This is a genomic window from Pseudomonas sp. NFACC41-3, from assembly GCF_900109505.1.
In the GTDB taxonomy this organism is placed as follows: Bacteria; Pseudomonadota; Gammaproteobacteria; order Pseudomonadales; family Pseudomonadaceae; genus Aquipseudomonas; species Aquipseudomonas chlororaphis.
Genome location: NZ_FOAE01000002.1, coordinates 838,161 through 861,073, shown reverse-complemented (window position 1 = coordinate 861,073; position 22,913 = coordinate 838,161). Strand labels below are relative to the sequence as shown.

Annotated in this window: 18 protein-coding genes; all 18 read right to left on the bottom strand. The window is 53.4% G+C overall.

Annotated elements, in window-relative coordinates; all coding sequences use genetic code 11:
* Positions 1–93 precede the first annotated feature (93 nt).
* Positions 94–1,518, bottom strand: coding sequence for a hypothetical protein (locus BMY68_RS29630; RefSeq protein WP_139214887.1), 1,425 nt, complete (start codon positions 1,516–1,518; stop codon positions 94–96).
* On the bottom strand, positions 1,515–2,762 hold the full coding sequence (locus BMY68_RS13415) for an ABC transporter ATP-binding protein (RefSeq protein WP_085531756.1): 1,248 nt from the start codon (positions 2,760–2,762) through the stop codon (positions 1,515–1,517). The genes BMY68_RS29630 and BMY68_RS13415 overlap by 4 nt, the downstream gene beginning before the upstream one ends.
* Positions 2,759–3,556, bottom strand: coding sequence for an ABC transporter permease (locus BMY68_RS13410; RefSeq protein ID WP_085531757.1), 798 nt, complete (start codon positions 3,554–3,556; stop codon positions 2,759–2,761). The genes BMY68_RS13415 and BMY68_RS13410 overlap by 4 nt, the downstream gene beginning before the upstream one ends.
* Before the next feature lie 99 nt (positions 3,557–3,655).
* Positions 3,656–5,038, bottom strand: coding sequence for an FAD/NAD(P)-binding protein (locus BMY68_RS13405; protein WP_085531759.1), 1,383 nt, complete (start codon positions 5,036–5,038; stop codon positions 3,656–3,658).
* Entirely contained in the window at positions 5,039–5,629 is a 591-nt protein-coding gene (gene cysC / locus BMY68_RS13400; RefSeq protein ID WP_085531761.1) for an adenylyl-sulfate kinase, read from the bottom strand.
* A 185-nt stretch (positions 5,630–5,814) separates the two neighbouring features.
* Positions 5,815–7,206: a phosphohexomutase domain-containing protein gene (locus tag BMY68_RS13395; RefSeq protein WP_085531763.1), complete on the bottom strand. Its 1,392-nt coding sequence runs from the start codon at positions 7,204–7,206 to the stop codon at positions 5,815–5,817.
* A 139-nt stretch (positions 7,207–7,345) separates the two neighbouring features.
* Positions 7,346–8,788 (bottom strand): mannose-1-phosphate guanylyltransferase/mannose-6-phosphate isomerase, encoded by a 1,443-nt coding sequence (locus BMY68_RS13390; RefSeq protein ID WP_085531765.1) that lies wholly within the window; start codon positions 8,786–8,788, stop codon positions 7,346–7,348.
* A 682-nt stretch (positions 8,789–9,470) separates the two neighbouring features.
* Positions 9,471–9,710: a lipopolysaccharide assembly protein LapA domain-containing protein gene (locus BMY68_RS13385; RefSeq protein ID WP_085531767.1), complete on the bottom strand. Its 240-nt coding sequence runs from the start codon at positions 9,708–9,710 to the stop codon at positions 9,471–9,473.
* A gap of 24 nt (positions 9,711–9,734) precedes the next feature.
* The gene (gene ihfB, locus BMY68_RS13380; protein WP_038577089.1) at positions 9,735–10,028 is read right to left on the bottom strand and encodes an integration host factor subunit beta; all 294 of its coding nucleotides are present in this window, start codon (positions 10,026–10,028) and stop codon (positions 9,735–9,737) included.
* Positions 10,029–10,211: 183 nt separating this feature from the next.
* Positions 10,212–10,493: a hypothetical protein gene (locus BMY68_RS13375; RefSeq protein ID WP_085531769.1), complete on the bottom strand. Its 282-nt coding sequence runs from the start codon at positions 10,491–10,493 to the stop codon at positions 10,212–10,214.
* Positions 10,494–10,693: 200 nt separating this feature from the next.
* Entirely contained in the window at positions 10,694–12,388 is a 1,695-nt protein-coding gene (gene rpsA, locus BMY68_RS13370) for a 30S ribosomal protein S1 (RefSeq protein WP_007931318.1), read from the bottom strand.
* Between the two features lie 121 nt (positions 12,389–12,509).
* Positions 12,510–13,199 (bottom strand): (d)CMP kinase, encoded by a 690-nt coding sequence (gene cmk, locus BMY68_RS13365; protein ID WP_009045007.1) that lies wholly within the window; start codon positions 13,197–13,199, stop codon positions 12,510–12,512.
* Positions 13,196–15,403: a bifunctional prephenate dehydrogenase/3-phosphoshikimate 1-carboxyvinyltransferase gene (locus BMY68_RS13360; RefSeq protein ID WP_009045008.1), complete on the bottom strand. Its 2,208-nt coding sequence runs from the start codon at positions 15,401–15,403 to the stop codon at positions 13,196–13,198. Before BMY68_RS13360 ends, cmk begins: the two co-directional genes overlap by 4 nt.
* A 28-nt stretch (positions 15,404–15,431) precedes the next feature.
* The gene (gene hisC, locus BMY68_RS13355; protein ID WP_009045009.1) at positions 15,432–16,544 is read right to left on the bottom strand and encodes a histidinol-phosphate transaminase; all 1,113 of its coding nucleotides are present in this window, start codon (positions 16,542–16,544) and stop codon (positions 15,432–15,434) included.
* A 10-nt stretch (positions 16,545–16,554) separates the two neighbouring features.
* Positions 16,555–17,649: a prephenate dehydratase gene (gene pheA / locus BMY68_RS13350; RefSeq protein ID WP_009045010.1), complete on the bottom strand. Its 1,095-nt coding sequence runs from the start codon at positions 17,647–17,649 to the stop codon at positions 16,555–16,557.
* Positions 17,649–18,734, bottom strand: a complete 1,086-nt coding sequence (gene serC / locus BMY68_RS13345) for a 3-phosphoserine/phosphohydroxythreonine transaminase (protein ID WP_029527103.1) — start codon at positions 18,732–18,734, stop codon at positions 17,649–17,651. The genes pheA and serC overlap by 1 nt, the downstream gene beginning before the upstream one ends.
* 64 nt (positions 18,735–18,798) lie before the next feature.
* Entirely contained in the window at positions 18,799–21,468 is a 2,670-nt protein-coding gene (gyrA, locus tag BMY68_RS13340) for a DNA gyrase subunit A (protein WP_085531770.1), read from the bottom strand.
* Positions 21,469–21,823: 355 nt separating this feature from the next.
* Complete coding sequence (gene mtnA, locus BMY68_RS13335) at positions 21,824–22,900, bottom strand: S-methyl-5-thioribose-1-phosphate isomerase (protein WP_085531771.1); 1,077 nt, start codon at positions 22,898–22,900, stop codon at positions 21,824–21,826.
* Positions 22,901–22,913: the final 13 nt, after the last annotated feature.

The window sequence follows — 22,913 nt, the reverse complement described above, 5'->3', positions numbered from 1 at the left end:
ACGCAGAGATCAACACCTAGCATACATTATCATTTACAAGCAGAAAACACTACAAGCTAACAACTGATCAGCTTTTGGTCAATTTCACTTAATCTAAACGCCACTCTCACTATCTTTTTTTTCTGACTGCAGAATGCCATTTTGAATATCCAAGCCAGTCGAGAACTCGGTCAAGCGCGACTCTAAAATCGCAGCCCTCTCACAAGCCAAACTCATCTCGCCACTCAGATATTCTACTTCACGCCTAAGGCTCGCAATTTCCTTCTCTTTGAGCTCTACAACTGCTGTTAAATCGTGAAAAAGACCCTCCACCCTCATGATATGATCATCTTTTATTGCAATAGCATTAGCCAGGTCTTGATTATGACTCTCGACTTTCTCAATATGAAACTGCTTAATATCTACAGCATTGACCAAGCCTTTAGTATATTCATCTACTTCCATCAGGCGCTTATGTAGAACAGCTATTTCGTTACGCGACTTCTCTGCGATAAAAGCACAACGATCTGTTAGCCTAAGGGCAATACTTCTGGCCTGCACCGACTGAGGATCAATTAAATCATATGAACCTGATGCGCGCAGCAAACTGTCAAGTCGCGAGATCAATGCATCAATTTCACGATCAGAATAATACTCTCTAAATAACCCTAGAACCTCACTCTCAATTTTCGAGTACTCAGTTGCTTCTTTGGGACCGAGAAAGACCTGTGGAATCTTGCAATCATCAACATTGATATCATCCAAACCAAATAACAGACACTCCCCTTTAAATTTTGCTCGATACTCATCGCTCAGACTGAGATTATCGATACATACAGAGATATCAGAGACAGACTCTAGGCAAATATTAGAATATACCCAAAGGGAAAAAAATAAATAATAGCCTCGCCGCCAATCCAGTGGATTACTCTCGGCAAAAACTCGAGCCCGATCTATTTGTGCAAGACTTATATCTTGCAGTTCGACGTGCCTATAAACCTTACGAAGCACATCTGGAACAGCCCCCCCCATAAAAATCAGCTGCGTCGCCGCATCAAAGTAATCATTTATCTTAAAAGACCACCACTGACTACGAGGCTCTCGCCACAGATGTAAATGTACGCCCCCGAATGACTTTTTTAATGCAGCAGCCCTACCAAAACTGCGGCAAAGCTGTAAGACCGGTTTATTTTTTGCTTCACTTATCAGAGTAGAAAAATAAACATGCTGTTCGGTGGTCAAGTCTTCAAGAAATATATCCTGAAAACTAATTTCCTTTTTAAACAACCCTACCAACGAGTCCTTTATCTGCAAAAACTCCCAAAAATAAGGCAGACCTATATCTGGGTGATTTACATTTTTTGCGTCAGATGCCCCTACAGCCAACACCAGTTCAGGCCGTTCATCCAACTCAAGAAGCCATTCATTTTCGGGCTCTTGGTAACACCAATACTTATCATTAGCGCGACGAAAGACGTTAAACAGGTAAGTACTACCTGAGCGAAATAAAGAATGAACAAAAATAGGATTTAAATTCATAATAAAGAACTCAGCTTCACCGCTGTATGAAAATCAGCTAGTCCAGCCAATGCGGTTGTACCAGAACTACTTACAACGCGAAATATCGCGGCATCAACGCGACGATGAAGAAAATCAATTTCTTCCCCCGTAGACTCTCTGACACCGCAGTTTATATAGTATATACCTGGAACCAACGAGGCATTAAAAGAAAACTCAACATTTACAATACTACCACTTTCGACAGAACCAACATCTTCACTAAGAAAAAAAGAATCAGTCCCTGAAATCGCTATACCTTCTTTAGTCTTAATCAGATACGTAAAAACCGGGCTTTTTACGGACTTAAAAAACTCAACCTTAAAACAAAGCCTCATTACATCATTATTTTTTATAACATTGGCCAAGCCACCTTGAGCGTTTTTGATTTGCAGATCCTGAATAACCGCACCACCACTACCATAGCTAATCTCACAATCGCTCTTAAGCCCTAAATCGAGGCTAGCATCAGGGACCTGCTCTATCAGCGAAATGTTATTTTTACTGAATAGTGCTCGCTCATAGATATCACAAACCGCCTTCGCCTCCCCAAACTCAACCACTCCACCTTTGTCGATATAAAGAGCGGTTTTACATATCTTTTTTACACTTTCAATATCATGACTGACAAATAATAAGGTGGTTCCTTCCTCAATCATACTTTCCAAGCGACGAAAACACTTGCGCTGAAATGCCGCATCTCCGACGGCTAGCGACTCGTCAACGATAAGAATATCTGTTTTAAATGCTGTGGCCACGGCAAAAGAAACTCTTGACTGCATACCACTAGAGTATGTTCTAACCGCCTGATCGAAATACTCACCAACATCGCTAAATGCTTCAATATCCGGCATAACCTTTTCAATAAGATCGTGGGTATATCCCATTAAGCCAGCAGCATGAATGACATTCTGCCTACCTGTAAGTTCGGGATTGAACCCCATACCAAGCTCAAGAATGGCTGCAATTCTGCCATTTAAAATAATACTGCCTTCGCTAGGCTGTAATGTCCCAGTTATCATCTTTAGCAGAGTACTTTTTCCTGCTCCGTTCTTTCCTAACACCCCAATAGACTCACCAGGCTGGATATCAAACCCCACCCCTCGCAGCACCCAATTCTCTGTATGAGGTTTAACCGAAATACCGAACCAACGAGCAAAACGCTGCCACTCACTCCGATAGGTACGGTATGACTTTCCAAGATTTTTTACAGAAAGAAGGCTCATAGCGAATCAACCATTTCAGGCGCAGCACGACGAAATATAAACAGACCTAATAACATTAAGCCCAAAGAGCATAGGAATAAAAGAAATGTAGCCTGCTCAATGACTGGCAACCGATGAAATACAAGAACCTCATGAAACCCAGTAACGATAGAATACAACGGATTCAACTCAACCAATCCTTTAAGCTCAGCAGGAATAATGCTAATCGGATAAACGATTGGGGTGAACCAGAATAAAACTTGCAACATAATAGGAACTACTTGTCCAACATCTCTGACAAATACGTTCAGAACACCAAATATGAGACCAACACCAACCGCCATTGCCACCAATAGCAGATACAAAGGTATCAACCAAAAAACCTCTACACCAGGAAAACTATCTAGACACGCAAGTACAAGTAAAACGGCAACAAATAGAAAAAAGTTATTAACCAGTCCGGTCCCAACAACGATAGCAGGCAAAGTAATACGCGGAAAACGCATTTTTTTCATCAAGTTTCCTTGATCCGTAAATAGTGTCAGGCACCTACTGACAATTTCGGAAAACAAACTCCAAGCCAGCATCCCAGCAATTAGATAGATAGCATATGCATACTTACTATCGATGCCCGAGAGCTTTGCAGAGAGCACGCTTGATAAAATCATTGCATAGATAGCTACCTGAGTCAGAGGATGAATAATCATCCATAAACCTCCAAGCTTACTTCTTGCAAAACGTACGGAAAACTCATTTCCGATAGAAGAGAAGATGAACGCTCTATATTGCCATAAGTTTTTCAGCATGCTAAACATATTACGCTCTCACCTCCCAGGATCTATATAAAAAGCCAATCGGCCAAACCAGAAACAGCTATAAAAATCAGAAGAAAAAAATTAAACTATACAATATTACTAGGCCAGTTTTAAAGCTATATAATCAGAAAGTTTCTTGGCATGCTGGCGGAGTTCTGGCACTGCCGTCGCCTCCCAATACTTAGCCTTCAACATAGGCCCAATATAACTAAGCCAGGGAGCATTAGCACCCTTGCCACTTGTAACTGTCAGATTCTCATCAACTCTAATACCCAATCCTTCACTATCAGGCTGTATTAGTCTACTCTCAAGCAACTGCTTTATAAGCGGCTCATCAACATAACGTAGATCGGTGCTAGGCCCAGTACAATTTATGACCTTTCCAAAATCAATGACTTCAATCCGCCTTCCAGCACGCAGCTCGATCTCAACCCTAACCTGAGCTAAATGCCGCTTTGCTCCACGTATTCTTCCTGCTAAGACTTTAACCTTCTCCACTGCCAACTCTTGCTTCAGCATATAAAAAGGTTCTGGGGCCACACGATGCCTATGGACATCCCAATATACGCTGACATGGCGCAAAAACCTTTTTCTTTCCTTTGAATCAAGCCGCTGCCATAACACTGGTGTAATCGGCCTCAAAGCGCTTATCACTTCTCTCCAATCACCACCGTTATTCATAACCAGTTGGGTTTGGAACCTAATACACCTCAAATAACCCAATACACTAGGCTTTATAGACTTCACATACTCTAAAAACTCATCAAAGTCCTGCGATGGAGGCAGAGCTTCTCGATGCGGGATAGGTAACAGTCCGCGTCGGGAGAGGATATAGATTACTCCCCGATGCCCAGCACGACGCAAGCTTGAAATCATATCTAATGCTGTTAGCCCGCTTCCAACTAAAAGAAGATTACAGTCTTTACTCCCTCGAAAAATATCTCGAGGAAGCCATGGATCACGTTGATATTGTGAATGATCAAAGCGTGATAACGCCTCAATAGGGTCTCTAGGCTTAAAATGCCCAAATGCCAATACTACATGATCCGCTTTTATCTTATCCCCACTCTCCAGGGTTAAAATTGCGCCATCTTCATCTGGTAAAACATCCGAAACCTCCCCTACTACACGCTTGAGCAGGACACCAGCACCAGCACCAGCACATGCTTGAGCCTGCCTCAATAGGTAGTCGAGGTAATCACCATATACCTTCCGTGATAGGTAATGACTAGCGTCTACATTTATAAGGTTTTCGCGACAGAAATCGACAAATGAATTTGGCTCTTGAACAATAGCCGACATATTACCAGCTGGAACATTTAACAAGTGATCCTCACTTGTGGTACCGAATGCCAACCCACGAGCCATAATCCCCGAGCGATTTACAAGCAGAATATCAGCTCTAAAATTTAAGCTCCTAAGAAGCTGTATGGCGAGCGCTACTCCGCTAAATCCAGCGCCAACGATAACGATGGTTCTCATTTAGTATGATTGCTCATCGATATATTTTAAAACCTTAGAAACGGAACATTCCAAGGTTTCATCCATTGTATTTATCCTAACCTGAGGATTGGTAGGCTCCTCATATGCAGCATCAATGCCCGTAAAGTTCTTTATCAAACCTTGACGAGCTTTAATATATAGCCCTTTAGGGTCTCGACGCTCGCACTCCTCTAGCGGAGTATCTACGAACACCTCTACAAACTTTTGCTTACCTATAATCCTGCGCGCCATCGCACGATCTTGAATAGAGGGTGAAATGAATGCAGTTATAACTATCAATCCAGCATCCAGGAACAGTTTTGAAACCTCTGAAATGCGACGAATATTTTCTTGTCGATCCTCCTCACTGAACCCCAAATCGCCACATAATCCCGTACGCACATTATCTCCATCAAGCAAGTATGTATGCTGTCCTCGCTTGACAAGAGCACTTTCAACTGCGTTGGCAATCGTAGACTTTCCTGCACCACTAAGGCCCGTCAGCCATAAGACAAATGGCCTTTGCCCCTTTTGGGCTGATCGCTGCAATGCATTTACAGTACTGGGGTGAGAGACTAGATTCTTATTCATGATCACTCTATTAGAGTTTGCTAACAAAAAATTAGAAAGTATTGAGTTAAACCTCAGAGAAATACCAATTTTTTAAATTACTGAAACATAACTACCTTGGGACTTTAACTCAAAACACCTACAGTCAATCTATAAAATATCGAAATAGTTTTTAGAAATTACGGAAGCGCTCGCATTGATTTTCCTTAAATGGCATCTGGCCTGTTTCTTTGCTCCAATGCAAAGAGGACCTCCTCTACCTCCTTAATCTTAATCTTGAGCAGCTCCATGTCTCCCTTTGTTTCAACATTCAATCGCAACAATGGCTCAGTATTAGAGCCACGCAAATTAAATCGCCACGCTCCAAAATCAAGGCTGATCCCATCGGTGGTATCCACGTCAAGAGCATTATGTGAAAAGTGTTTCAAAACCTCACTTAAGGCATCATGAACACTCTCAACGTGATAGTTAATTTCTCCACTACAAGGAAAATCATTAATTCTCGCATCAACTAAGTCCGAGAGACTTTTCCCGCTTGTAGACATCAATGCCGTCAGCAATAGCCAAGGAATCATTCCACTATCACAGTATGCAAAATCGCGAAAATAGTGATGTGCGCTCATTTCGCCACCATATATCGCATCCTCCGCACGCATACGCTCCTTGATAAAAGCGTGCCCTGTTTTACTTTGTATAGGGATCCCTCCCGCCAGCTTTACTTGCGCGATAGTATTCCAAGTCAAACGCGGATCGTGGATGATTTTACTGCCGGGATAGAGCTTCAGTAGCATTTCAGCTAATAGACCAACAATGTAATACCCTTCAATGAAGCGCCCATTAGCATCAAAGAAGAAGCAGCGATCGAAATCCCCATCCCAAGCTAACCCAAGATCACAATGATTAGCCAGCAGTGCTTCCCGAGTGAGTTCACGATTCTCTGGTAGCAATGGATTCGGTACGCCATTAGGAAAGTTACCATCGGGCTCTTCGTTGATGATGACCCACTCAAAGGGCAACTTATTAGTTAGCTCTTTCAATACAGGCCCAGCAGCACCGTTACCAGGATCAGCAAGTATCTTAAGCGGCTTAAGTTTTGTTACATCAACATAGCTAAGCAGGTGTTTGATATAAGAGACCTTACTCAGTTCGAAGCGAATTTCACCCGGAGAACTAGCTAACGGCCCCAAATCACCATTTTCTACTCTTTCGCGAATTGCATTCAGCCCTGTATCACCACTGATAGGGCATGACTCAGATTTGACCAACTTCATCCCGTTATAGCCCTTGGGATTATGACTCGCTGTAATCATCACGCCACCGTCTGCGCTCAACGCACTCGTGGCAAAATACACTTCTTCTGTGCCACACAAACCTATATCAATGACATTGGCACCCGCATCACACAAACCGCGTATCATGGCCTCCGCCAGCATCGGACTCTCAAGACGCATATCACGCCCAAGTACAATGCTTTTACCTTGAAGCTCGGTAACCATGGCTCGCCCTATTCGGTAAGCCACATCCTCATTGAGATCGGACGGCACTTGGCCACGAATATCATAGGCTTTGAAACACTGGGTGCTGATAGGAGTATGCATACCGCTCTCTTACCGAGGTATGTGAAGGTAAAGAAGATGAGGCTGCTACTCACGTAAAAAGTATCAGCCTCATACAAAATGCGAATAAGCTTGGTCAAATCAAGCTCCTGACCAAAGCTTAGTAACCGCGGAAGCATCATTACTTATCGACGCGACCGTATTTATCCTCGAAGCGGACGATGTCGTCCTCACCGAGATAATCACCACTTTGGACTTCAATGAGAACCAGGTCTATAACTCCAGGGTTCATCAAGCGGTGCTGATGACCAGCCCGAATAAATGTGGACTCGTTGGTATTCAGCATCAGCTCTTGCTGGTCGTTGACAACCACAGCCATCCCGCTAACGACAATCCAGTGCTCGCTTCTATGGTGGTGCATCTGCAAAGACAGAGACGCCTTGGGCTTCACCACAATACGCTTGATCTTAAAGCGCTCGCCATTCTCTAACGTTGTATAAGTCCCCCAAGGGCGATGCACAGTACGGTGAAGTAAATGAACCGTATGGCTACAGGCCTTGAGCTGATTGACTATATGTTTTACATCTTGAGCATGATCTTTATGGGCAATCATCACCGCATCAGGAGTGTCGATTACCAACAAATCCTCGACGCCAACCAACGCGGTGAGTCGACCCTCGCTACTGACATAATTGTTCCGAGAACCGTGGGAAAGCACTTCCCCCTCAAAACGGTTACCGTTCTCATCTGGCGCGGTCAACTCGCTGACAGCATTCCAAGAACCAATATCGCTCCAACCGATATCACATGGGATGGTTGCAACTTTGGAGGAACGCTCCATCAATGCATAATCGATGGAGATGTCCGGAACCTCTGCGAATGCATCAGCGTCTAGTGCAAGGCAACGATATTTCTCTGATGAGGTGAGGCGCGAACTTTCGATGGTCTTGCAAACGGCAGCCACTACGTCCGGAGCATGCTGCCGAAGCTCCTCAAGCACCGTACCAACCCGGAAACAGAACATCCCCGAGTTCCAGTAGTAATTGCCGGCACTCACATAACCTTGAGCCGTTTCAAGATCAGGTTTTTCGACAAAACGGGCAACCTTCAGGCCTTTCTCCAACGGAGCCTCTTTTTGAGCCTCAATGTATCCAAAACCTGTTTCAGGATAGGTTGGCTGAATACCAAAGGTTACCAACCAACCTTCAGAAGCTAGTGCCACTGCATTGGCTACAGCCGCCGCAAAGGCCTTTTCGTCTTTTATTAGATGATCCGCAGCCAGCACCAGCATATGAACATCAGGACCATGCGTGGCCTCCAACTGAAGCGCAGCAGCAGCAACAGCTGCAGCTGTATTGCGACCAAAAGGCTCTAGAATGAAGCCTTGAGCATGCTTAGCCGTATTAACTACACCGTATTCGTCTTCGGTCTTGAACAGGAGCTCACGGTTGGTCACCGTAAGAACCTCCACAACCCCATCCAAGCGAGAGGCACGAAGGAAAGTTTTTTGGATTAGATTCTGGCCATCTGGTAGATCCATGAACGGCTTAGGGTGGGCCTCTCGAGAAACGGGCCACAAACGACTACCCACTCCACCAGACAAAATTACGGGAATCAGTTCCATGCTCTAAATCCTTAATCCCCCTCTGGCAGATGCATCCAGAAACGGGGCTCAGTTATGTTTCCGATCATTCCTGCATCGTCATCGATGCAAAATCCTTACTCGAAGCAGCTGCAGATAACAGCTCGGCTTCGATCCGACCCCAGCCAAGCGCGTCAACCCGATTGGCTCACGCACAGCCGCAGCCGGATATTACTGCCTAGCGACTGCTCTGGGAGCACATTGCGACAAGCTGAAACCCTCTTTGAGGAGGAAAGACCGCGCGAGTGAGGTATACATTACTGAACGGGGTCAGATTATTCTCGTGACTATTCTACAGCTAGAGCCACGAATTAATAACTCATGCAGAGGCAGGAGACAAAAAATCATCTAAAAACAAACGGGCCTTCCAGGTAATTGACATCAAAACAATATCAACCATAATTTTGATCAATTTTCACTCAAGTCGACTATTGAGCCAAAGGCAACAAAAAAGCCTATGAAAATGATTAGGCCTCAGAATAGCGAATTAACGCTCCAAGGTCCTTTCAAGCATCAAAGCATGTACAACTTCTCGCAGCCAGAGCCATAGACCCGTCAGGAGGCAGTTCCACTTCTCTCCTCAATGTCGCCAGCCAACAGAGCCTTGGAGCATCAAGCAAGTAGCCTCACGACCAACACCCTCAGCCCTTTAGAGCTAGACTTTTCAGCCAAGACTCTTACGTGACACCCTACCTCTCAGCCCCAGAAGCCAGCCAAGGACAGGACCGATGACCAACCCGATCATCAGCGCCAGGACTGCAACAACCGAAACAGGTAACTGAGGACCTGCCCACCCAAGGAACAGGAGCGAGACGGGCTCCTGATTCTCCAGGATGAATGCAAGAATCGCCAAAACTGACAATAGACAAACCACTACAACAAATACGCGTTTTAGGTTACGCATCAAACGCTCCTAAGGTTACAACGATCAAATCCCTTCTTCATCCTCATTCACACGATCCCGAAGCTCTTTGCCCGGCTTGAAATGCGGAACGAATTTTCCATCCAAACTGACAGACTGACCAGTCTTTGGATTGCGACCTACGCGCGGCGCACGATAGTGCAGGGAGAAGCTACCAAAGCCCCGAATCTCAATGCGATCTCCGGTTGCCAGGCATTGGGACATTTGCTCAAGCATGGTCTTGATGGCCAGCTCCACATCCTTGGATGAGAGCAGCCCTTGATGGGTGACAATTCGTTCGATCAACTCCGACTTCGTCATATTTTTCCCTTCTTTTTCAAGCAGCTAGATAAGCGCTTCAAAGGTTTTAGCACGGCCGGGAGATTTTGAACAGCCTAAGCATTGACTTATCTCCCCCCTTGCGAAAACACCATAAACGAAGGCATTCAACAGCGCCTAAAACGAAAACTCCGCAGCAATTTGACCTCCCACCACACCATCCTACTAGCGGCATATGACAAGCATGGTCCGAGTGAGGTAACCCGCAGGATTCCAGCCAAAGGGATAGTCACCCTCCTCGTCCTTGGCATCACTGGACCTGGTGATGACCTTATAGCCATCCCCCTTGCATTCACGCTCGGCACGCTTGTAGCACTTGCCCCATCCACCCCCAAGACCGGAGCAGTCGATCTCGATGCCGCTGACACCACGGACCGCATGAACCTTGGCATTGGTCGTACAGCCCACCAAAACTAGAACCGCGAAAATCACGATGAGATTTTTCATCTACTTCCTTATACGGGCAATCGCCCACCATCACTCAGCTCAAATAAGCCTAGCCCTGAATAGGTTATTGATCCGCTTAAGAAAATAGACACCCGAATGACTCTATTGGTTTCCCTTCCTTGACAGATGCAAGCCAGAACCCAAATCGCAGGCACAAAAAAGGGCGACCGAAGTCGCCCTTTTCTATGGTCTGACAGAACTTAGTTCTGCTTTTCCATCTGTGCACGCAGCAGGTCGCCCAGAGTGGTAGGACCAGCAGCGATATCCGAAGCAGCTGGCTTGTCGCGCAGGCTCTGGATAGCTTCTTTCTCGTCTTCAACGTCTTTCGACTTGATCGAGAGCTGGATTACACGGCTCTTACGGTCAACGCTGATGATCTTGGCTTCAACTTCTTCGCCTTCTTTCAGGACGTTACGAGCATCTTCGATGCGATCACGGCTGATTTCGGAGGCTTTCAGAGTAGCTTCGATATCGTTGGCCAGGGTGATGATGGCGCCTTTGGCGTCAACTTCTTTCACAACACCCTTAACGATTGCACCCTTGTCGTTCTCTTGAACGTACTCGGAGAACGGATCGCTTTCCAGTTGCTTGATACCCAGGGAGATGCGCTCACGCTCTGGGTCAACCGACAGGATAACGGTGTCCAGCTCGTCGCCCTTCTTGAAGCGGCGTACGGCTTCTTCGCCCACTTCGTTCCAGGAGATGTCGGACAGGTGAACCAGACCGTCGATGCCACCGTCCAGACCAATGAAGATACCGAAATCGGTGATCGACTTGATGGTGCCGGAGATTTTATCGCCCTTGTTGAACTGGCCAGAGAAATCTTCCCATGGGTTAGATTTGCACTGCTTGATGCCCAGGGAGATACGACGACGCTCTTCGTCGATGTCCAGAACCATAACTTCCACTTCGTCGCCGACTTGTACGACTTTCGAAGGATGGATGTTCTTGTTGGTCCAGTCCATTTCCGAAACGTGCACCAGACCTTCAACGCCTTCTTCCAGCTCAGCGAAGCAGCCGTAGTCGGTCAGGTTGGTTACACGAGCGGTAACGCGAGTGCTTTCTGGGTAACGGGCTTTGATAGCAACCCATGGATCTTCGCCCAGCTGCTTCAGGCCCAGGGAAACACGATTGCGCTCGCGATCGTACTTCAGAACCTTGACATCGATCTCGTCGCCAACGTTGACGATTTCGGAAGGATGCTTGATGCGCTTCCAAGCCATGTCGGTAATGTGCAGCAGGCCATCGACGCCACCCAGATCGACGAATGCGCCGTAATCGGTGAGGTTTTTGACGATACCTTTGACTTGCTGACCTTCCTGCAGGGACTCCAGCAGAGCTTCACGCTCAGCGGAGTTCTCGGCTTCGAGGACGCTACGGCGGGAAACGACAACGTTGTTGCGCTTCTGGTCGAGTTTGATGACTTTAAACTCGAGCTCTTTGCCTTCCAGGTGCGTAGTGTCGCGCACTGGACGGACGTCAACCAGAGAACCTGGCAGGAACGCACGGATGCCGTTAACGTCGACAGTGAAGCCGCCTTTAACCTTACCGTTGATAACGCCCTTGACCACTTCTTCGGCTGCGAAGGCTGCTTCCAGAACGATCCAGCATTCAGCGCGCTTGGCTTTTTCACGGGACAGCTTGGTTTCACCAAAGCCGTCTTCAACCGAATCCAGAGCAACGTGAACTTCATCACCAACATTGATGGACAGTTCGCCAGCATCGTTGTAGAACTGCTCAAGCGGGATCAGCGCTTCAGACTTCAGACCAGCGTGAACGGTTACCCAACGCGCTTGGTAGTCGATGTCGACGATAACACCGGTGATGATGGAGCCTGCCTGAAGGTTCAGGGTTTTTAGGCTTTCTTCAAAGAGTTCCGCAAAGCTTTCGCTCATTTTAATTCCTGTTGATAAGGGCGAAGAATACGCCCATCTGCCACACCCCAGACAATGTGGGTTACGTTCATATAAAAGAAGGACCGCAGGACTATGACTGGTCCCCTGCGCTCCTCCTTGGTCACCCGGTGATATCGCGAATGGCGATTTCGCTCAAGATGCGTTCCAGCACCTGCTCGATGGACAACTCCGTGGAATCCAGCTGTATAGCGTCAACCGCCGGTTTGAGCGGGGCGACTGCTCGCTGGGTGTCGCGCTCATCGCGCGCACGAATCTCATCTAGCAGACTCGACAGACTAACACCATCGACTTTTCCCTTCAACTGCAAGTAGCGACGGCGCGCGCGCTCCTCGGCACTTGCGGTGAGGAATATCTTCAGAGGCGCATCGGGAAATACCACTGTCCCCATGTCGCGCCCATCGGCCACCAGCCCCGGCGGCTCCTGAAAAGCCCGCTGACGCTGCAACAGCGCATCGCGCACGGCCGGCAGCGCCGCAACCTGGGAGGCCCAGGCACCGACCTGCTCGTTGCGCAAATCGTCGGTGACGTCATCACCTTCCAGAATGATGCGTTGCGGATGACCTTCGGTCGCTCCGACGAATTGCACATCCAGATGAGCCGCCAGCAGCTTCAGCGACTCCTCATTGGTCAGGTCGACACCATGATTGCGCGCGGCAAAAGCCAGCAAGCGGTACAAGGCACCGGAATCCAGCAGGCACCAGCCCAGGCGCTTGGCCAGAATCCCGGCAATGGTGCCCTTGCCCGAGCCGCTTGGCCCATCGATGGTGATGACTGGCGCCTTGATGTTCACGACTGGGCCTCTTGCGCAACACGAATGCCGACTTGTGCACATAGCGCAAGGAAGTTCGGGAAGGACGTGGCAACGTTGGCGCAGTCATGGATGCGGATTGGCGCATTGGCACGCAATGAAGCCACGCTGAAAGCCATGGCGATACGGTGATCGCCATGCCCGTGCACTTCGCCGCCGCCAATCTGGCTGCCATCGATGATGATACCGTCCGGCGTCGGCTCGCACTTGACGCCCAGGGCCAGCAAACCATCGGCCATCACCTGGATGCGGTCGGACTCCTTGACCCGCAGCTCTTCGGCGCCACGCAGCACGGTACGCCCTTCGGCGCAGGCTGCGGCAACGAACAGCACCGGGAATTCGTCGATCGCCAGCGGGACCAGCTCTTCCGGAATCTCGATCCCCTTGAGCTTCGCCGCGCGAACCCGCAGGTCCGCCACAGGCTCGCCGCCGACCTCACGCTGGTTTTCCAGGCTGATATCAGCCCCCATCAGGCGCAGGATATCGATTACCCCGGTGCGAGTCGGGTTGATACCAACATGCTCGAGCACCAGCTCGGAACCTTCGGCGATGGACGCAGCCACCAGGAAGAAGGCCGCCGAGGAGATATCCGCAGGCACTTCGATATGGGTCGCCTGCAGCTTGCCGCCGGACTCGACCGAGGCCGTGGCGCCGTCGACCGCCACCGGGTAACCGAAACCGCGCAGCATGCGCTCGGTGTGATCGCGGGTTGGCGCAGGCTCAGTCACAGTGGTCTTGCCTTCGGCGTACAGGCCAGCCAACAGCAGGCAGGACTTAACCTGGGCACTGGCCATTGGCATGGTGTAAGTCAGCCCCTTGAGCTTGTGGCCACCACGGATGGTCATCGGCGGACGCCCTTCCGCTGCGGTTTCAATGACCGCCCCCATCTCGCGCAGCGGATTGGCTACGCGATTCATCGGACGCTTGGATAGCGACGCGTCGCCTGTCAGCACACTATCGAAACTCTGCGCGGCCAGCAGACCGGACAGCAGGCGCATCGAGGTGCCGGAGTTGCCCAGGTAGATTGGGCCCGGAGCCGGCTTCAAGCCATGCAGGCCGACGCCATGGATGGTCACGCGACCATGGTGCGGACCTTCGATCACCACACCCATGTCACGGAAAGCCTGCAGCGTCGCCAGGGCGTCCTCGCCCTCGAGGAAGCCTTCGACTTCGGTAGTACCTTCAGCCAGGGAGCCGAGCATGATCGAACGGTGAGAAATCGACTTGTCGCCTGGTACACGAATCCGCCCAGTCAGGCGGCCACCAGGATTTGCCAGGAAAATCAGGTTATTGGAGTTCATAGCGTCCACATAGGCCCGACGGGCCAGGATTTTACTGAAATGCTCGCGAGCAACCCGGGCGCGAGTGAATACGCCCAACAACTGGTGCCCATCCCCTGCATCGACCGCGTCGCGCAAGGCGTCGAGGTCATTGCGAAATGTATCGAGTGTGCGCAGGACAGCTTCGCGATTGGCGAGGAAGATGTCGTGCCACATGACCGGGTCACTACCGGCGATTCTCGTGAAATCACGGAAACCGCCCGCAGCGTAGCGGAAGATGTCCAGATTTTCACTGCGCTTGGCCAACGAATCGACCAGACCAAACGCCAGCAAGTGCGGCAGATGACTGGTCGCGGCCAGCACCTCATCGTGGCGCTCGACCTGCATATGCTCGACATCCGCCCCCAGTTCCCGCCAGAGTTTGTCGACCACCGCCAGCGCTGCCGGGTCGGTCTGCTCCAGCGGCGTCAGGATCACTTTGTGGCGACGGAACAACTGGCCATTGGCGGCTTCCACCCCGCTTTGTTCGGAACCGGCGATCGGATGCCCCGGAACGAAGCGCGGCGGCATGCCACCAAAGGCCTCGGTCGCCGCCCGCACCACATTGCCCTTGGCGCTGCCGACATCGGTCAGGATCGCCTGCCCCAGATCCATGCCAGCCAGAATCGCCAGCAGTTTTTCCATGGCCAGAATCGGCACCGCCAGCTGGATCACGTCAGCGCCCTGGCACGCCAGCGCCAGGTCTTCTTCACAGCGATCCACCACACCCAACTCAACGGCCAGCTTGCGCGATTGCGGATCGAGATCGACACCGACCACTTCGCGACATACGCCACTTTCACGCAGGCCCTTGGCAAAGGAACCGCCGATCAGTCCCAGACCGACCACCACCAGGCGACCGATCATAGGCACCGCAGGTTGCACTGGAATGACATCAACCACGAGCCAGAACCTTGGCCAAAGCCTCGAGGAAACAGGTGTTTTCAGCCGGCAGGCCAATGGTCACGCGCAGGTGATTCGGCATGCCGTAGTTGGCCACCGGACGCACGATCACCCCTTCACGCAACAAGCCCTGGAACACCGGCGCGGCAACCCGCCCGACATCCACCGCAATGAAGTTGCCCCTGGAAGCGATCCAGCTCAGGCCCAGCTCCCGGAAGCCGGCTTCCAGCTGCTGCATGCCCGCCTCGTTCAAGCGACGGCTCTCGGCCAGGTAATCGGTATCCTCCAGCGCCGCACACGCCGCCGCCAGGGCCAGGCTATTGACGTTGAAGGGCTGGCGAACGCGATTGAGCACATCGGCAACGGTCGGAGTCGACAAGCCATAACCCACGCGCAACGCAGCCAGGCCGTAGGCCTTGGAGAAGGTTCGCGAAACCAGCAGGTTCGGATAGGCGGCCAGGAAATCCAGGCCATCCGGCAGGTCGCTGCCTTCGGCGTATTCGATGTAAGCCTCGTCCAGCACCACCAGCACATGCGCCGGTACGTCCTGGAGGAACTCGTCCAGCGCCTCGGCGCTGAACCAGGTGCCGGTCGGATTGTTCGGGTTGGCGATAAAGACCACTCGGGTATCGGCATCGATAGCCTGCAGCATGGCCGGCAAGTCATGACCCCAGTCCTTGGCCGGAATCACTCGAGCTTCGGCGCCCACGGCCTGGGTAACGATCGGATAGACCGCAAAGGCGTGTTCGCTGAACACCGCATTCAGGCCAGGCGCCAGATAGGCGCGGGCGACCAGCTCCAGGATGTCGTTGGAACCATTGCCCAGGGTGACCTGCGCCAGCTCGACGCCACAGCGCTCGGCCAGCAGGGTCTTGAGCGCAAAACCATTTCCATCCGGATAGCGGGTCAGCTCGGCCAGCTCTTCGCGAATCGCCGCCAGCGCCTTGGGACTGGCGCCCAGCGGGTTTTCGTTACTCGCCAGCTTGACGATTTTCGCCGGATCGATATCCAGCTCGCGTGCCAGTTCGTCCACGGGCTTGCCCGGAACGTAAGGCGAAAGTTGTTGCACGCCCGGCTGTGCCAGAGCGAGGAAGTCGCCACTCATTGTTAAAGCCTCAGAGAACCGCTTTCGGGTAGGAACCCAGCACCTTGAGTGCCACTGCTTCCTGACTGATCTTTTCCAGCACACCCTTGATCAATGGATCGCGATGGTGGCCGACGAAGTCGATGAAGAACACATAGGTCCACTTGCCGCTGCGCGAAGGCCGGGTTTCGATACGCGTCAGATCGATACCGTTGTCATGGAACGGCACCAGCAGCTCATGCAGAGCGCCGGGCTTGTTGCTCATGGAAACGATGATCGAGGTCTTGTCGTCGCCGGTCGGCGGCACTTCCTGGTTGCCGATCATCAGGAAGCGCGTGGAGTTGTCCGGGCGATCCTCGATTTTCTCGGCCAGACGGGTCAAGCCATACAGGCTCGCTGCCATATCGCCGGCGATGGCCGCCGAGTTCCACTCGCCCTTGACCCGCTTGGCCGCCTCGGCGTTGCTGGAAACCGCCACCCGCTCGACATTCGGATAATGGGCATCCAGCCACTTGCGGCACTGCGCCAGGGACTGGGCATGGGAGTAGATGCGGCTGATGCTGTCGGTCTTGGTGTTTTCACCGACCAGCAGATGATGGTGGATACGCAGCTCGACCTCGCCGCAGATCACCATGTCGTGCTCCAGGAAACTGTCGAGGGTGTGGTTGACCGCACCCTCGGTGGAGTTTTCCACAGGCACCACGCCAAAGTTCACCGCTCCCGCCGCCACCTCACGGAACACTTCGTCGATCGCCGCCATTGGCTTGCTGATCACCGCGTGACCGAAGTGCTTCATGGCCGCGGCCTGGGTGAAGGTGCCTTCCGGACCGAGGTAAGCCACTTTCAGCGGCTGCTCGAGCGCCAGGCAGGACGACATGATTTCACGGAACAGCCGCGCCATCTCCTCGTTGCCCAACGGCCCCTGATTGCGCTCCATCACCCGCTTGAGCACCTGAGCTTCACGCTCAGGACGATAGAACACCGGCACTTCGCCTTCGGCCAGCGAGGCCATCTTTACTCGCGCGACTTCCTGGGCGCAGCGCGCGCGCTCACTGATCAGCTCCAGGACTTTCTCGTCCAGAGCGTCGATGCGCAGGCGAAGTGCCTTGAGTTCTTGCTCAGACATTAGCCGTGTTCCTTCTCGAACTCTGCCATGTAGGCCACCAGCGCGTTGACCGCATTGATGTCGACGGCGTTGTAGATGGAGGCGCGCATGCCGCCTACCGAACGGTGCCCCTTGAGGTTCAGCAGGCCACGCGCGTCGGCGCCGGCCAGGAACGGCTTGTCCAGACGGTCATCGGCCAGGCGGAACGGCACGTTCATCCACGAGCGGTCCGACTTGTTGATCGGGTTGCTGTACAGGCCGCTGGCGTCGATGAAGTCGTACAGGGTGCGCTGTTTGACGTCATTGAGCTTGGCGATGGCTTCCACCCCACCCTGCTCCTTGAGCCACTCGAACACCAGGCCGGACAGGTACCAGGCCAGAGTCGGCGGAGTGTTGTACATCGAGCCGTTATCCGCCGCGACCTTGTAGTCGAGCATGGTCGGGCACAGCGAACGCGCGCGACCCAGCAGGTCCTCGCGAACGATATTGACCAGGATGCCGCTCGGGCCGATGTTTTTCTGCGCGCCGGCATAGATCATGCCGAAGCGGGAGATATCCACAGGGCGCGAGAGGATGTCGGAAGACATGTCGGCCACCAGCGGAACGTCGCCGGTTTCCGGGATCCACTGGAATTCCAGGCCGCCGATGGTTTCGTTCGGCGCATAGTGCACGTAGGCCGCGTCTTTCGACAGCTGCCATTCGTTCTGGCCAGGGATAGCGAAGTAATCGTAAGGCTTGGCGGTGGCAGCCACATTGACATGGCCGTAGCGCGAGGCTTCTTCAATGGCTTTCTGCGACCAGATACCGGTGTCGATATAGTCGGCCGTGCCATTTTCCGGCAACAGGTTCAGCGGGATCTGAGCAAATTGCTGGCTGGCGCCGCCTTGCAGAAACAGCACTTTATAGTTCGAGGGGATATTCAGCAGATCACGCAGATCCTGCTCGGCCTTGGTGGCAATGGAGACGAACTCATCGCTGCGATGGCTCATCTCCATGACCGACAGGCCCTTGCCATGCCAATCCAGCAATTCGGCCTGGGCACGCAACAGGACAGCTTCAGGTAGCGCAGCGGGACCTGCGCAGAAGTTATAGGCTCGTTTGCTCACATCCACTCTCGCTATGCATTCACGGTAGCGGACAGAGCAAACACTCTGCCCTGCTACGATTTATTTAGTCTTGCGACTCTTCTTCGCCTGCGGCGTCAGCCTGCTGGCCTTCGACGGCATCATCCGAGTCGGTCGCCGCATCCAGCACGACGCCCTCGAGCACCTCGCCATCCTCGCCTTCTAATTCGTCGCCTTCGACTTCGGACGGCTCCTGAACCCGTTCCAGGCCTACCAGCGTTTCGTCGCTGGCCAGCTTGATCAAGGTCACGCCCTGGGTGTTACGGCCCAGGCTGGACACTTCATCGACCCGGGTGCGCACCAGGGTGCCCTGGTCGGAAATCAGCATGATTTCCTCGCCGTCGAGCACCTGGACCGCGCCGACCAGACGACCGTTACGCTCGTTGCTGACCATGGCGATAACGCCTTGACCGCCACGCTTGTACTCAGGGAACTCGGTGATCGCCGTGCGCTTGCCATAACCCCGCGCCGAAGCGGTGAGGATCTGGCTGCCTTCTTCCGGGATCAGCATGGAGATCAGCTTCTGCCCTTCCGGCAGACGCATGCCGCGCACACCACGGGCAGTACGGCCCATGGCACGAACGTCGGACTCCTTGAAGCGGGTCACCTTGCCGCCATCGGAGAACAGCATGACTTCGCGTTCGCCATCGGTGATCGCGGCGGAAATCAGCACATCGCCCTCGTCCAGTTCCAGCGCGATCAGACCGACGCTGCGCTGACGGCTGAAGGATTCCAGCGGGGTCTTCTTCACGGTGCCGTTGGCGGTCGCCATGAAGATGTAGTGACCCTCGGTGTATTCCTCGACCGGCAGCATGGTGGTGATGTATTCACCGTCATCCAGCGGCAGCAGGTTGACCAGCGGACGACCGCGGGCGGCACGGGACGCCTCGGGGATTTCATAGGTTTTCAGCCAGTAGACCTTGCCCTTGCTGGAGAACAGCAACAGCGTGGTGTGACTGTTGGCCACCAGCAGGTGAGCGATGTAGTCCTCATCCTTGACGCCGGTTGCCGACTTGCCTTTGCCGCCACGACGCTGGGCCTGGTACGCGGCCAGCGGCTGGGTCTTGGCATAGCCGCCGTGGGAAATGGTCACGACACGCTCTTCTTCCGGGATCATGTCGCCCAGGGTCAGGTCGAGACGGGCATCGAGGATCTCGGTGCGACGCACATCGCCGTATTCGGCGCGAATCACTTCCAGCTCTTCGCGGATCACTTCCATCAGGCGCGTGGCGCTGTTGAGGATGCGGATCAGCTCGCCGATCTGGTTGAGGATCTCCTGGTACTCGGCCAGCAGTTTTTCATGCTCGAGGCCGGTCAGGCGGTGCAGACGCAATTCCAGAATGGCTTGTGCCTGCTCTGGCGACAGGAAGTACTTGCCGTCGCGCAGACCGTATTGCGGATCGAGGTTCTCCGGACGGCAGGAATCCGCGCCGGCACGCTCGACCATGGTCATCACCGCGCTGGACTCCCAAGGCGTGCTGATCAGCGCTTCCTTGGCTTCCGACGGGGTCGGCGAGGCCTTGATCAGGGCGATGACCGGGTCGATGTTCGACAGGGCAACGGCCTGGCCTTCGAGAATGTGACCACGCTCACGAGCCTTGCGCAGTTCGAACACGGTACGGCGGGTCACCACTTCACGGCGGTGACGCACGAAGGCTTCCAGCAGGTCCTTCAGGTTGAGGATCCGCGGACGACCGTCGATCAGCGCAACGATGTTGATACCGAACACGCTCTGCAGCTGGGTCTGGGCGTAGAGGTTGTTGAGGATAACCTCCGGCACTTCGCCACGGCGCAGCTCGATCACCACGCGCATACCGTCCTTGTCGGACTCGTCGCGCAGCTCGGTGATGCCTTCGAGCTTCTTCTCCTTGACCAGCTCGGCGATCTTCTCGATCAGACGCGCCTTGTTCAGTTGGTAAGGCAGCTCGGTGATGACGATCTGCTGGCGGCCACCGACCTTGTCGATGTCCTCGATGATCGAGCGGGCACGCATGTAAATGCGCCCGCGGCCGGTACGGTAGGCTTCGATGATGCCTTCACGACCGTTGATGATCGCCGCGGTCGGGAAGTCCGGGCCCGGGATGTGCTGCATCAGCTCATCGACGGTCAGTTCCGGGTTGTCGATCAGGGCCAGGCAACCGTCGATGACTTCACCGAGGTTGTGCGGCGGAATGTTGGTCGCCATGCCCACGGCAATACCGCTGGAACCGTTGACCAGCAGGTTGGGGATCTTGGTCGGCATGACCGCGGGGATCAGTTCGGTGCCGTCGTAGTTCGGCACCCAGTCCACGGTTTCCTTGTGCAGGTCGGCCAGCAGCTCGTGCGCCAGCTTGGTCATGCGCACTTCGGTGTATCGCATGGCCGCCGCGTTGTCGCCGTCGACCGAACCGAAGTTACCCTGGCCGTCTACCAGCAGGTAGCGCAGGGAGAATGGCTGGGCCATACGAACGATGGTGTCGTACACCGCGGTATCACCGTGCGGGTGATACTTACCGATCACGTCACCGACAACACGGGCAGATTTCTTGTACGGCTTGTTCCAGTCGTTACCGAGCTCGCTCATCGCGTACAGCACACGCCGGTGCACGGGCTTCAAGCCATCGCGCGCATCAGGCAGTGCCCGCCCGACGATTACGCTCATCGCGTAGTCGAGATAGGACTGTTTCAGCTCGTCTTCGATATTGACCGGGAGGATTTCTTTGGCCAGTTCGCCCATGAGAAGCCTGATTCCTTTTTCTGGTGAAACTTCGTCACATCCATATGGGACGAACGAAGCTCGCCGCTGCAGGCCTAGTGCCATGCACCGACTTACGACAAATCAACAAGTTATGCCATGGATTTGCGCAGTGAAGGCGGTCACTTCGGACCACCTTGGAAACCGCCGGATGTTATCACAATCGCCGCCACGCACCTATCCCCCTGATGCGCATGGAGCATAGTTAGTTGACCGGTGACAGGCTGATAAGAGACGAGAGAAGCTCAGAGGCTGATTTCGCGCGTAAATGCGGATTTTTTCCCGGACTGACGACCACCCCACGGCAGCCGTCAGCGAAACCTTTTGCAAAACGATCTCAGTGCAAGCGCTTGCGGCACATCAACTGGGCCAGTTTCGCGGTGTCGGGACGCTCGACTATGCCTTTCTCGGTGACGATGGCGTCGATCAGGTCCGCCGGGGTGACGTCGAATACCGGGTTATAGGCCTCCACATCCGCCCCTACCCGCTTGCCGCCGACCTCGAGCAGCTCCTTGCCATCACGCTCCTCGATCGGAATGTCTTCGCCACTGGCCAGGGCCATGTCGATGGTCGAACTCGGCGCGACCACCATGAAACGCACGCCGTGGTGCATTGCATTGACCGCCAGCTGATAGGTGCCGATCTTGTTCGCCACGTCGCCATTGGCGGTGATGCGGTCGGCGCCGACGATCACCCAGGTCACGCCCTTGGTTTTCATGATGTGTGCGGCAGCGGAGTCGGCATTCAAGGTCACTGGGATGCCTTCGTTGGCCAGCTCCCAGGCGGTCAGCCGCGAACCCTGCAGCCAGGGACGGGTTTCATTGGCATACACCCGCTCGACCATACCTTCGATAAAGGCCCCGCGAATCACCCCCAGGGCCGTTCCGAAGCCGCCGGTCGCCAGGGCGCCGGTATTGCAGTGGGTCAGGATGGCCTGGGCATTGCCCTGATGCCGGCGAATCAGGTCGACACCCAACTGGGCCATGGTCAGGTTGGCTTCGCGGTCGCTTTCATGAATGGCCAGGGCTTCCGCCTCCAGCACCGCCAGCGGGTCGGCGTGGCCCTTGAGGCGCTCCAGGCGTTCACGCATGCGGTTCAGCGCCCAGAACAGGTTGACCGCGGTCGGACGCGAGTCGGCGAGCAGTGCGAAGTCCTGCTCCATCGCTGCCTGCCAGTCACCACCGGCGGCAAAACGCGCGCGCGCCGCCAGGACCACACCATACGCGGCGCTGATACCGATCGCCGGCGCGCCACGCACCACCATTTCGCGAATGGCCTGCGCGACGCCAGCCGCGCTGGTGTAGGCAATCCAGCTTTCCTCGAAGGGCAAAATACGCTGATCGAGCAGATACAGGGCGTCATCCCGCCAATCGATGGCCTTCACCTTCTCCGCTGCCAACAGTCGATCGCGCATCCCTCACCCCGCA

Excerpts from the sequence above, each read along its gene's own strand:
- BMY68_RS29630 (WP_139214887.1), bottom strand. The coding sequence starts at position 1,518 with ATGAATTTAAATCCTATTTTTGTTCATTCTTTATTTCGCTCAGGTAGT.
- BMY68_RS13415 (WP_085531756.1), bottom strand. The coding sequence starts at position 2,762 with ATGAGCCTTCTTTCTGTAAAAAATCTTGGAAAGTCATACCGTACCTAT.
- BMY68_RS13410 (WP_085531757.1), bottom strand. The coding sequence starts at position 3,556 with ATGTTTAGCATGCTGAAAAACTTATGGCAATATAGAGCGTTCATCTTC.
- BMY68_RS13405 (WP_085531759.1), bottom strand. The coding sequence starts at position 5,038 with ATGAGAACCATCGTTATCGTTGGCGCTGGATTTAGCGGAGTAGCGCTC.
- cysC (WP_085531761.1), bottom strand. The coding sequence starts at position 5,629 with ATGAATAAGAATCTAGTCTCTCACCCCAGTACTGTAAATGCATTGCAG.
- BMY68_RS13395 (WP_085531763.1), bottom strand. The coding sequence starts at position 7,206 with ATGCATACTCCTATCAGCACCCAGTGTTTCAAAGCCTATGATATTCGT.
- BMY68_RS13390 (WP_085531765.1), bottom strand. The coding sequence starts at position 8,788 with ATGGAACTGATTCCCGTAATTTTGTCTGGTGGAGTGGGTAGTCGTTTG.
- BMY68_RS13385 (WP_085531767.1), bottom strand. The coding sequence starts at position 9,710 with ATGCGTAACCTAAAACGCGTATTTGTTGTAGTGGTTTGTCTATTGTCA.
- ihfB (WP_038577089.1), bottom strand. The coding sequence starts at position 10,028 with ATGACGAAGTCGGAGTTGATCGAACGAATTGTCACCCATCAAGGGCTG.
- BMY68_RS13375 (WP_085531769.1), bottom strand. The coding sequence starts at position 10,493 with ATGAAAAATCTCATCGTGATTTTCGCGGTTCTAGTTTTGGTGGGCTGT.
- rpsA (WP_007931318.1), bottom strand. The coding sequence starts at position 12,388 with ATGAGCGAAAGCTTTGCGGAACTCTTTGAAGAAAGCCTAAAAACCCTG.
- BMY68_RS13360 (WP_009045008.1), bottom strand. The coding sequence starts at position 15,403 with ATGATCGGTCGCCTGGTGGTGGTCGGTCTGGGACTGATCGGCGGTTCC.
- hisC (WP_009045009.1), bottom strand. The coding sequence starts at position 16,544 with ATGAGTGGCGACTTCCTCGCTCTGGCACAGCCGGGCGTGCAACAACTT.
- pheA (WP_009045010.1), bottom strand. The coding sequence starts at position 17,649 with ATGTCTGAGCAAGAACTCAAGGCACTTCGCCTGCGCATCGACGCTCTG.
- gyrA (WP_085531770.1), bottom strand. The coding sequence starts at position 21,468 with ATGGGCGAACTGGCCAAAGAAATCCTCCCGGTCAATATCGAAGACGAG.
- mtnA (WP_085531771.1), bottom strand. The coding sequence starts at position 22,900 with ATGCGCGATCGACTGTTGGCAGCGGAGAAGGTGAAGGCCATCGATTGG.